The organism is Clostridium sp. LIBA-8553 (genome assembly GCF_057782465.1).
The window spans coordinates 1740132-1752779 of the sequence record NZ_CM173489.1 but is presented as its reverse complement, the minus strand read 5'-3'; the positions used below and the strand labels follow the sequence as shown (position 1 = coordinate 1752779).

The window sequence follows — 12648 nt, the reverse complement described above, 5'->3', positions numbered from 1 at the left end:
ATGATTAAGACATATAAATTTAAAAGCATAGCAGAGAAGTTTGAATTAGAAGGAGAACTTAAGACATCAGATAATCATATTTGTGGTCATATAAACGATACATTTATATTAAAGTGTGAAAAAGAAGATGGAGAAGATATAAAATATGTTCTTCAAAGAGTAAATTCAGACATATTTAAAAATCCAGAAGAGTTAATGGAGAATATTGAGAAAGTTACTTCTCATATAAAAAATAAGGTTATAGAGGAGAAAGGAGATCCTTTAAGAGAAACTTTAAACATAGTTAAGACTAAGGATGGTATGAACTATTATAAATGTGAAGATGGTAATTACTGGAGAGTATTTAATTTTATCCATGGTGCTAGCACATATCAAATAGTTGAAAAGCCAGAACATTTATATACTGCAGGTAAGGCTTTAGGAAAATTCCAAAAACAATTAGCTGATTTTAATGTTGAATCGCTTCATGAAACTATTCCAGATTTTCATAATACAGAGAAGAGATTTGAAACTTTTATGGAAGCTGTAAAAGAAGATATAAAAGGAAGAGCGGAAAGTGTTCAAGAGGAAATAGACTTTGTTATTAAGCGTGCTGAGGATACTAAAGTTTTAGTAAATATGATTAAAGAGAATAGAATACCTTTAAGAGTTACTCATAATGATACAAAATTTAATAACATAATGATAGATGATGAAACTGGAGATGGAATAGCTGTTATTGATTTAGATACTGTTATGCCTGGGTTATCTTTATATGATTTTGGAGATTCAATTCGTTCGGGAGCAACAACAGCTTTAGAGGATGAAGTGGATTTATCAAAAGTAAATTTTGATTTAAATCTTTATGAGAACTTTGCAAAAGGATTTTTAGAATCAGCAGGAGATGCATTTACTAAGGATGAAATTGATTATTTACCTTTTTCAGCTAAGCTTATGACTTTCGAATGTGGAATGAGATTCCTTATGGATTATTTAAATGGAGACACTTACTTTAAAATTCATAGAGAAAATCACAACTTAGATAGAGCTAGAAATCAATTTAAACTTGTTTCAGATATGGAATCACAGATGGATGATATGAAAGAAATAATATATAAATATGTTTAAATTAATTATTTTTAATTTATTCAATAAAAATAATTAATTATTATACATTTAGAAAATTATGTTATATTAAATAGGTGGATAATTTAATTCACCTATTTAATACAAAGAAAGGAGAGTGCAAAATGAAGCTTTGGGATAGCTTGGAGAGAAGAATTGGAAATTTTTACATAAGAAACTTAATGATATACATAATATTCTTCAATGCACTTATCTATGTTATGATGTATACACCTATTGGAAGAGGTTCTATACTTAATTTAGTATTAGTACCAGGTTTGGTTCTAAAGGGGGAAATATGGAGATTGATAACCTTTATATTTATTCCTCCGATGGCTAGTCCTATATTTATAGCTTTTACTTTATATTTTTATTATATTGCTGGAAATAGTTTGGAAAGAGAATTAGGTGGCTTTAAATTTAATATATATTATCTTATAGGAGTTTTAAGCACAATAATAATTTCCTTTTTAACAAATACGCCAGCAACAGCAGCATATATAAATTTATCTTTGTTTTTAGCATTTTCTAAAGTAGATCCTAATCATGAAGTATTATTTTTATTTATAATTCCTGTTAAGGTTAAGTATTTGGCTGCATTAAACTGGATTTTAATAATTTGGAACTTAATTACCGTAAATTCTATTGGAGGAAAATTACTAGTTTTAGCACCTATTATAAATTATTTAATTTTCTTTGGAAAGGATATAGTTAAAGGAACCGTATCAACTTCTAAAAATCATTATAGAAAAAAGAATTTTGAAAGTAAAATGAAAGCACCTGATTTTAGACACAGGTGTGAGGTGTGTGGAATTACAGAAGTGGATGATCCGAATATGGAGTTTAGATATTGTTCTAAATGTTTCGGTAATAAATGTTATTGTAAAAATCATATAAAAAATCATGAGCATAAATAAAAGGGAAGAATGGTGAATAATATGGGCAAAAAGTCAACAGACTTAGGAAAAGATAGAGTAGGAAAACTTCTTTTTAAATTAGCTATGCCAGCTATAATAGCTCAGCTTGTTAATGTTCTATACAATATAGTTGACAGAATGTTTATAGGAAGATTACCCGCAGGTGATATGGCTATGGCAGGTGTTGGAGTAGCATTTCCAATTATAATGATAGTATCTGCATTTAGTGCATTAATTGGTATGGGAGGAGCTCCTTTAGCAGCTATCAAAATGGGAGAAAAAAAACAAGAAGATGCAGAAGAAATAATGACAAACAGTTTTTCTGCACTTGTGGGACTAGCAGTAATTTTAACTGTGGTTTTCTTTATATTTAAAGAACCTATTTTATGGACTTTTGGAGCTAGTGAGGCAACTATAGGATATGCTATGGATTATTTAGGTATTTATTTAATAGGTACTATATTTGTTGAAATAGCTTTAGGTATGAATCCTTTTATTAATACACAGGGATTTGCTAAAACTGGTATGATAACAGTTATGGTTGGAGCAGTAATAAACATTGTCTTAGACCCTATATTAATTTTTGGTTTAGACATGGGAGTTAAGGGAGCAGCTTTAGCAACTATAATTGGACAAATGGCATCTGCTATATGGGTATTATATTTCTTATTTGGGAAACAAAGTATTCTTAGAATAAGAAAAAAATTCTTAATTCCAAAGTTTAAAATATTATTTTCAATAATGGCTTTAGGTATATCACCTTTTATAATGCAGGCTACAGAAAGTTTAGTAATAATAACTATGAATAATAATCTTTTAAAATACGGTGGTGACTTAGCTGTAGGAGCTATGACTATTATGAGTAGTGTAATGCAAATTATATTACTTCCATTAATGGGACTTTCTCAAGGTGCTCAACCTATAATAAGTTATAATTATGGAGCAAAGCAACTTAATAGAGTTAAAAAGACTTTTAAATTACTTCTAATTTCTTCACTAGCATTCAGTATTACTATGTGTGGAGCTTTAATAACATTCCCAGAAATGTTTGTAAAAATATTTAATAGTAATAATCCTCAACTGATGGAGATAACTTCATGGAGCATTAGAATATACTTCGCTGGTATTGGAATTTTTGGTGCACAGGTTGCATGTCAACAGACTTTCTTAGCTTTAGGACAAGCTAAAATATCCTTAATTTTAGCATTACTTAGAAAGGTAATACTTTTAATACCATTTATATATATACTTCCAATGATTTTTGAAAATAAACTAAAAGGTGTACTTATGGCAGAACCATTTGCAGATATAATAGCATCCGTAGCTACTATAATATGCTTTGCTGTATTTTATAAGAAAAAACTTTCAAAAAGCTTAGAAGAGGAAGAGTTAAAAGCAAATTGTTAATATAAAGTTAAAAGGCTAAAAGAATTTGATTCTTTTAGCCTTTTAATTTGGTATTGTTATATGATAGAGTTTATATAGAGACAATGAAAATAGGTGATTTATATGAAAAATGAATTGATAAAGATTTCTATAAGAAATTTAGTAGAATTCGTTCTTAGAAAAGGAAGTATTGATAGCAGAGTAAAGGCATCAGTAAGAGCTTTAGAAGGAATAAAGGGACATAAGAAAATACAAAGTACCTATTCAGAAAAAGATAAAGCAGAGGTGTCTTTAAAGGAAGATGTTGAATTTGAAGGCTTTACATTAAGAGTAGAAGGTAGAGCTGATGGAATATTAGAAGAAAAAGACAAGGTAATTATTGATGAAATAAAAACTACAACAAGAAATGTTATGGATATTGATTATGACTTTAATGAATTACATTGGGCTCAAGCAAAGGTATATGCCTATATATATAGTAAGGAAAAGAATTTAGAATCTATAATAGTTCAATTAACATATTACAATATTGAAGATTTTGGAACAAAGTTTTTAAGGCGTGAATATAGTTTTAATGAACTAGAAGAATTTTTCTATGAATTAATAGAAAAATATAAAGAGTGGATAGCATTAGAAAAGGAATGGATAGATATTAGAAATGATTCTATAGAAGTATTACAGTTTCCTTTTGAAAGATATAGAAAAGGGCAAAGAGAATTGGCAGTCAGAGTATATAAAGCTGTTGAAGAAGGGAAAAAATGCTTTGCGGAAGCTCCAACGGGAACAGGGAAAACAATGTCTACATTATTTCCTACTATAAAGGCTTTAGGCAAAGGGGAAACCTCTAAAATTTTTTATATAACAGCTAAAACAACAACAAGAGAGATTGCTAATAACAGCCTTCGTATAATGAGGGAAAAGGGATTAAATATAAGAAGTGTAAATATAACAGCAAAAGATAAATGTTGTAAGATGGATGAAAAAAAGTGTATTCCAGAGTATTGTCCTTATGCAAATGGATACTTTGATAGAGTTAATCCTGCTTTAAAAGAGGCTTTAAATAATAAAGGAGAATATAATTTAGAGTATATAAATAAATTATCTGATGAGTATAAAATTTGCCCCTTTGAATTTTCACTTGAATTAACCAATTTCTGTGATGTAGTAATTTGTGACTATAATTATATATTTGACCCTCAGGCTTCTTTAAAAGGAATCATGGAGGGTAAGGCTAAGGAATATACAGTATTAATTGACGAAGCTCATAACCTACTTGATAGAGGAAGAGATATGTATTCCTCTAGAATATATAAAGAAGACTTCTTAAAACTTAAGAGGGAATTTAAAAATAAGGATAAGGGGATTTTTAGTTCTTTAGATAGGGCCAATAAATATTTAATAGAAAAAAGAAAATTACTCGAAAACTTAGAAACTAAGAGTCTTATAGAAAAAGAAGAACCTAAAGAATTATATGGCATTTTAAGAGGTTTTTTAGAAAAAACAGATATTTATCAAAGCAAAGCTAATGAGGAAAATTCTAATCTTTTAGAGTTATATTTTAATATTTATGAGTTTTTAAACATAAGTGGTTATTATGGAGAAGAGTTTATAACCCTATACAAATCAAATGGAAGTGATTTAGAATTAGCTATTAATTGTTTAGATCCATCTAGAATACTTAAAAGCATAATGAATAGATTTAAAGCGGTTATAATATTTTCAGCAACACTACTTCCAATGGAGTATTTTAAGGAACTTTATGGGGCACAGGAAGGTGATTATTCTGTTAACTTAAGCTCTCCTTTTAATCATAAAAATAAGTTAACTATAGTAGGAAAGGATATATCAACAACTTATTCTAATAGGAAAAGAACTCTTCCTAAAGTAGTTGATTATATTTTAGAGTGTGCTAGAGGCAAGATAGGAAATTACCTTGTATTTTTTCCATCATATGAATATATGCTAATGGTTTATGAGGAAATAAAGAAACGGGATGTTGATTTTAGCATAAGAGCTCAAAGTAATGATATGAATGAAAAGGAAAAAGAAGAATTTTTAGAAGTGTTTGAGGAAAGAAGAAAAGAAACTCATATTGGTTTAGCTGTTTTAGGAGGACATTTTTCAGAAGGAATTGATTTAACTTTAGATAGACTTATTGGAGTAATAATTATAGGAGTTGGAATGCCAAAAATTTGTTTGGAGAGAGAAGCTATAAAAGAATACTATAACTCAATAGGACAAAGCGGATTTGATTATGCATATGTATATCCTGGAATAATTAAAGTGCTTCAAGCAGCAGGAAGATGTATTAGAACAGAAGAGGATAAAGGTATAGTACTTCTTTTAGATGATAGATATTTTACAAATAAATATAAAAGTCTTCTTCCAAAAGAATGGTTTTTTAATATTTTAGCAGAGAATGAATTAGGTGTAAGAAGCACTTGTGAAAAATTTTGGAATAAAGTTTAATTTAAAGTTGAAAATGAAAAGAATTAATTTACTCTGACTCAATAAATGCATATACAGTGATAAAAGATAAAAGAAATTTATTATTTAAAATTTGGACAATTTAATAAAAGATAATATTACAAGTAAATAAATAACATTAAAAACAGTATAAAATAAAACTTTATTTTATACTGTTTTTAATGTTATAATCATATGAAGATTTATTTTAGATATGTTTTTTAAATAATCTTAAGAAGAGACAAGTAGGTGAAGAAATGAGTGAAAATAAGTTTTTGCCAATTTGCAAAGATGATATGATAGAAAGAGGATGGGAACAGTGCGACTTTGTACTAGTTACAGCAGATGCATACATAGACCATCATAGTTTTGGTACAGCAATTATATCTAGGGTTTTAGAAAATGCTGGATATAAAGTGGGAATAATAGCTCAACCAGATTGGAAGAGTGTTGATGATTTTAAAAAGTTAGGTAGACCAAGACTAGGATTCCTAGTTAACGGGGGAAATATGGACCCTATGGTTAATCACTATACAGTAAGTAAAAGATTAAGAACAAAAGACCTATATACTCCTAAGGGGGAAATGGGTAAGAGACCTGATAGAGCTACAATTGTTTATTGTAATAAAATAAGAGAAGCCTATAAAGATGTTAATATTGTAATTGGAGGAATTGAGGCTAGTTTAAGAAGATTTGCTCACTATGATTATTGGGAAAATAAGGTGAGAAAATCAATATTAGTTGATAGTGGAGCTGATCTTTTAGTATATGGAATGAGTGAAAAACAAATTGTTGAAGTAGCTGATTTCTTAAATCAAGGATTTGATGGAAAATATATAAGACATATACCAGGTACATGTTATATTGCTGATAGTTTGGATGAAATCTATGAAGAACATATAGTTTTGCCATCATTTAAAGAGGTTTCAAGTAATAAGAGAACTTATGCAGAATGTTTCAAAATTCAATATGATGAACAAGATCCTGTAAGAGGAAGAACTTTAGTTCAAGAACATAATGGAAAATATGTTGTTATAAATAAACCTGAAATGCCTCTTTCAAGAGAAGAGTTAGATAGAGTATATGCTCTTCCATACCAAAAGACTTACCATCCTATTTATGAAAAAGATGGTGGTATAGCAGCCATTGAAGAAGTTAAATTTAGTTTAGTAAGTTCAAGAGGGTGCTCTGGAAACTGTTCATTCTGTGCAATAACATTCCACCAAGGAAGAATTGTAACTAGTAGAAGTGAGGACTCTATAGTAGAAGAAGCTGAAGAGATAACTAAGTATGATGATTTCAAAGGTTATATACATGATATAGGAGGACCTACAGCTAACTTTAGAAAACCTGCATGTAAAAAGCAATTAACTTTAGGAGCTTGTAAGCATAAAAGATGTATGTCACCAGGAATATGTAAAAACATGGAGGTAGACCATAGAGAATATCTTCATTTATTAAGAAGAGTAAGAAAATTACCAGGTATTAAGAAAGTGTTTATACGTTCAGGATTAAGATATGATTATATAATGGCAGATAAGGATGATACTTTCTTCAAAGAGTTAGTTGAACACCATGTAAGTGGTCAATTAAAGGTTGCACCGGAACATGTATCTCCAAATGTTTTAAAATACATGGGTAAACCAGCTGGAAAAACTTATGATGAGTTTAGAAAAAAATTCTTTAGAATTACAGAAAGATTAGGAAAGAAACAATTTATCATTCCTTATTTAATGTCAAGTCATCCAGGATGTAAGTTAGAAGATGCTATTATGCTTGCTGAATATTTAAGAGATATAAATTATCAACCAGAGCAAGTACAAGATTTCTATCCAACACCAGGAACATTATCAACTACAATGTTCTATACTGGATTAGACCCATTAACAATGGAAGAGGTATATATTCCTAGAAGTAAAGAAGAAAAAGCTATGCAAAGAGCTTTATTACAATTTAAAAATTCTAAAAACTATAATATAGTTTATGATGCTTTAGTTAAAGCAGGAAGAGAAGATTTAATTGGTAATGGACCAAAGTGCTTAATTAAGGATAAAAATAGTAGAGGAAATGCAAGTCACCATGGTTATAAAAATGGTGGAAGAAAGAACTCTCATGATAACAATGGAAGAAGAGGAGCATCAGAGGATAAGAGAAGAAGTTCACACAGTAAAAAACAAAGAAGCTCTCATTCAAGAAATTCTGAGCAAAGAGGCTCCACAGGTTCAAAAGGAAAGAAAAGAAGATAGTTAAAGGTACAAAAGGTGGTTGTTAGGTGAAATACTTAATAACCGCCTTTTATGCATATATTTACAGTTGATAAGTAATCTTTATTTTAGTGAGGATAATAAGTAAATTTATGAAATAAATTTATTTTTTGCTTATTATTAAAACTTTTAATTAGATGATATAATCGTATATTTGTGATATAGTTAATAAAGAGTTAACGAAATATGAATTAAATTATCTAAATTTTATTCATATTTTTAAATAATAATTAATAGAGTATATCAATTATAATAAAGAGGTGAAATTAACTTTGTATTATAAAATAGGGATTGATGCAGGATCTACAACTTTAAAGTGTATTGTCTTAAATGAAGAAGATAAGATTATTTATTCAAACTATGAAAGACATTATTCTAAAGTAAGAGAAAAATTAATAGAAGAACTAGAACGTATAAAAGGGATAATTGAGAATAAAAAGTTTAAAATAGCCATAACTGGTTCTGCTGGTTATGGAATTTCAAAAGAATATAATCTGCCTTTTGTTCAAGAGGTTTTTGCAACTACATTAGCAATAAAGAGATATTATGATGATGTTGATGTTGCAATAGAACTTGGAGGAGAGGATGCTAAGATAATTTTCTTAACAGGTGGTTTTGAGGAGAGGATGAACTCAAGTTGTGCAGGAGGAACAGGAGCATTCATAGATCAAATGGCGCATCTTATGGGACTTACTGTAGATGAAATGGACAACTTAAGTCTTAAACATGAGAATATATATGAGATTGCTTCAAGATGTGGAGTTTTTGCTAAGACTGATATTCAACCATTATTAAATCAAGGAGCAAGAAAAGAAGATATTTCTGCAAGTGTATTTCAATCAGTTGTAAATCAAACTATAGGTGGATTAGCACAAGGGAGAAGTATTGAAGGTAAAATAATGTTTTTAGGAGGACCTCTATATTTTTGTAAGGGTTTAAGAGAAAGATTTATAAAAACATTAAAATTACAGGAAAATGATGTTGTTTCTCCTGAAAATGCACAGGTTTTTGTAGCTATTGGAAGTGCTATATATTCTAAAGAAGATAATAGAGAATATGAATATGAAGAATTATTAGAAATAATAAAAGAAAATCGTAATGAAATAGCTACTATAAATATCATCGATCCACTATTTAATGATGAATCTGAATATGAAGAATTTAAGAAAAGACACAATAGAGCTAAAGTAATAAGCAAGGATATAAACCTTTATAATGGAGAAGCTTACATAGGAATTGATGCTGGAAGTACAACAACTAAGGTTGTTTTAATAGACAAAGAGGATAATATTTTATATGAGTATTATGGCTCAAATAAAGGAAATCCTATTGAGGTTGTAAAAAAGGAATTAAAGCATATTTACAATATATGTGGTGAAAAGATTAAAATAATAGGAAGTGCAGTAACTGGATATGGTGAAGAGCTAATAAAAAAAGCTTTTTCAATTGATTTTGGAATAGTAGAGACTGTAGCACATTATATTGCAGCTAGTCACTTTAATCCTAAGGTGGATTTCATTTTAGATATAGGTGGGCAAGATATTAAATGCTTTAAAATAAAAAATGGAATTGTAGCAAATATAATGTTAAATGAAGCATGTTCATCTGGATGTGGATCATTTATAGAAAGTTTTGCAAATCAAATGGGATATGATGTAGAAACTTTTTCAAAGCTTGGTTTATTTGCTAAACATGGGGCAGATTTAGGATCAAGATGTACAGTGTTTATGAATTCATCAGTAAAACAAGCTCAAAAAGAGGGGGCGACAGTAGAAGACCTTTCGGCTGGTCTTTCAGTAAGTGTTGTTAAAAATGCTCTTTATAAAGTAATCAGAGCTAAGAGTGTGGAAGAATTAGGTGAAAATATAATTGTTCAAGGTGGAACAATGTATAATGATGCCATACTTAGAGCTTTTGAAAAAGAACTTGGTATGAATGTTATAAGACCTAGTATATCAGGACTTATGGGTGCTTATGGATGTGCTCTTTATGCAAAAAGAAAGAGTCCAAAAGAAAGTAAAATAATATCTAAAGAGGATTTGGAAAAATTCACACATAAATCTAAGATAGCTAAATGTGGTTTATGTACTAATAGATGTAATTTAACAATAAACATCTTTAATGATGGGGAAAGATACATTTCAGGAAATAGATGTGAAAGACCAACAGGTAATAAAAAAGCAGAAAATATTCCTAATATGTATCAATATAAATACAAAAAGTTAAGAGAATATGAGTCATTAGAAGAAGGAACAAGAGGAACTATAGGATTACCAATGGTTTTAAATATGTATGAAAATATTCCTCTATGGGCTACTTTCTTTAAAGAATTAGGATTTAAGGTTGTTTTATCTGATCAATCAAATAAAAAGATGTATTTAAAGGGGCAGCATACAATTCCATCAGATACTGTATGTTACCCAGCAAAATTAGCTCATGGACATATAGAAAACTTACTAAGTAAGAATATAGAGCATATATTCTATCCATGTATGAGCTATAACTTCGATGAAGGTATATCAGATAACTGCTTCAATTGTCCTGTTGTAGCTTATTATCCAGAACTTTTAAAGACAAATGTAAAAGAGCTAAATAGTAATAACTTTATGATGGAATATTTAAGCTTAAATAATAAAAAGTTATTAAGTAAAAAGCTTTATGAGATTTTAAATGAAACTTTTGGAGATATAAAACAAAAGGAAGTTAAAAATGCTTTAGAAAAGGCTTATATAGAATATGAGAGATATACTAAGGATATAAAACAAAAGGGTGAAGAATTTATAGGGTATGCTAAAAATAACAATAAGAAGGTTATAGTAATAGCAGGAAGACCTTATCATATAGATCCAGAGATAAATCATGGAATAGACAAGGTTTTAAGCAGCTTAGGAATTGTTGTTTTAACAGAAGATTCTATTGAATTAAGTCATGAAAAGCCAAAGGTTAATATATTAAATCAATGGACATATCAAGCTAGATTATATAATGCTGCTTATTATGTTGCTAATAATAAAGATGTAGAACTTATACAATTAGTTTCTTTTGGATGTGGAACAGATGCCATAACTTCTGATGAAGTAAAAGATATACTAGAGAGAAATAATAAGATATATACTCAGTTAAAAATAGATGAAACTAATAATTTAGGCGCAGCGAAGATAAGGATTAGAAGCTTGCTAGAGGCTATAGCACAGGAATAGGTGATAGAATGGAAATAGGAAATAATAAAGAATTTGCAGTATTTACTAAAGAAATGAAAAAAACTCACACTATTTTAGCTCCTACAATGTTGCCAATACATTTTAAACTTTTATCTGGAATAATGAAAAAATACGGTTATAAACTAGAATTCTTTGAAGGTGATACAAGTAGTGCCATTGAAGAAGGATTAAAAAGTGTTCATAATGATATATGTTATCCAGCTATGATTGTAATTGGACAACTTATGGAAGCTTTAAAAAGTGGAAAGTATGATCCAGATAAAACAGCTTTAATAATAAGCCAAACTGGAGGAGGATGTCGTGCATCTAACTATATACATTTATTAAGAAAGGCTTTAAGAGAAAATAATTTAGAGCATGTGCCAGTAATTTCTTTAAATGCAAGTGGACTAGAAAAACATGAAGGCTTTAAAATGTATCCAGGATTATTAATTAAATGTATATATGCTCTTTATTATGGAGATTTACTTATGTACATGTATAATCAATGTAAATCTTATGAGATTAATAAGGGAGAAACTGATAAAGTTTTAGATAAATGGATTAATATTTTAAATGATATATTTAAAAATTTAAGTTATTTAAAAATAAGAGAATTATTTAAAGATATAATTTTAGATTTTTCTAAATTAGAATTAGAAAATACTGAAAAGGTAAAGGTTGGTATTGTAGGAGAAATATATTTAAAATATTCTCCTTTAGGTAATAATGATTTAGAAAAATTCTTGAGAGAAGATAATGCAGAGGTTGTTATGTCTGGGGTAACAGATTTCTTTATGTATTGCTTATCAAATTCTGAGATAGATTATAAGTTATATGGTATGAAAAAAGTTTCAAGTAAGATTACTAAAATAGGATGTTCATATCTAGAGCATCTACAAAATATTATGATAGATTCAATAAAGAAATACAGCAAGTTTAGAGCACCAGCTCCATTTAGAGATTTAAAGAATTCTGTTGAAGAATATATTGGCAGAGGAGTTAAAATGGGTGAAGGATGGCTTATGACTGCTGAAATGCTAGAACTTATAAATAGTGGAGTAAATAATATTGTTTGTGCTCAACCTTTTGGATGTCTTCCTAACCATATAGTAGGAAAGGGAATGATTAGGGGGATAATGGAAAAACATCCAGAGGCTAATATAGTTGTCGTGGATTATGACCCTTCATCAACAAAGGTTAATCAAGAAAATAGAATAAAATTAATGTTAGCAAATGCAAAATTAAGCGAATACTTGTTAAACAATTAATTATAATAATAAATAATAAGGTCCCAAATAAAAAATTAAT

At 28.8% G+C, this 12648-nt stretch carries 7 protein-coding genes; all 7 read left to right on the top strand.

The window, feature by feature from the left end:
* On the top strand, positions 1-1107 hold the full coding sequence (locus tag AC2JAQ_RS07880) for a phosphotransferase enzyme family protein (protein WP_488458729.1): 1107 nt from the start codon (positions 1-3) through the stop codon (positions 1105-1107).
* Between the two features lie 122 nt (positions 1108-1229).
* Positions 1230-2021, top strand: coding sequence for a rhomboid family intramembrane serine protease (locus AC2JAQ_RS07875; RefSeq protein ID WP_488458728.1), 792 nt, complete (start codon positions 1230-1232; stop codon positions 2019-2021).
* 9 nt (positions 2022-2030) lie between these two features.
* Entirely contained in the window at positions 2031-3428 is a 1398-nt protein-coding gene (locus tag AC2JAQ_RS07870) for an MATE family efflux transporter (RefSeq protein ID WP_488458727.1), read from the top strand.
* Between the two features lie 102 nt (positions 3429-3530).
* Positions 3531-5876: a helicase C-terminal domain-containing protein gene (locus tag AC2JAQ_RS07865; RefSeq protein WP_488458726.1), complete on the top strand. Its 2346-nt coding sequence runs from the start codon at positions 3531-3533 to the stop codon at positions 5874-5876.
* 254 nt (positions 5877-6130) lie between these two features.
* Positions 6131-8119: a YgiQ family radical SAM protein gene (locus tag AC2JAQ_RS07860; protein ID WP_488458725.1), complete on the top strand. Its 1989-nt coding sequence runs from the start codon at positions 6131-6133 to the stop codon at positions 8117-8119.
* Positions 8120-8409: 290 nt separating this feature from the next.
* Positions 8410-11337, top strand: coding sequence for an acyl-CoA dehydratase activase-related protein (locus tag AC2JAQ_RS07855; protein ID WP_488458724.1), 2928 nt, complete (start codon positions 8410-8412; stop codon positions 11335-11337).
* Between the two features lie 8 nt (positions 11338-11345).
* On the top strand, positions 11346-12608 hold the full coding sequence (locus AC2JAQ_RS07850) for a 2-hydroxyglutaryl-CoA dehydratase (protein WP_488458723.1): 1263 nt from the start codon (positions 11346-11348) through the stop codon (positions 12606-12608).
* Positions 12609-12648 lie beyond the last annotated feature (40 nt).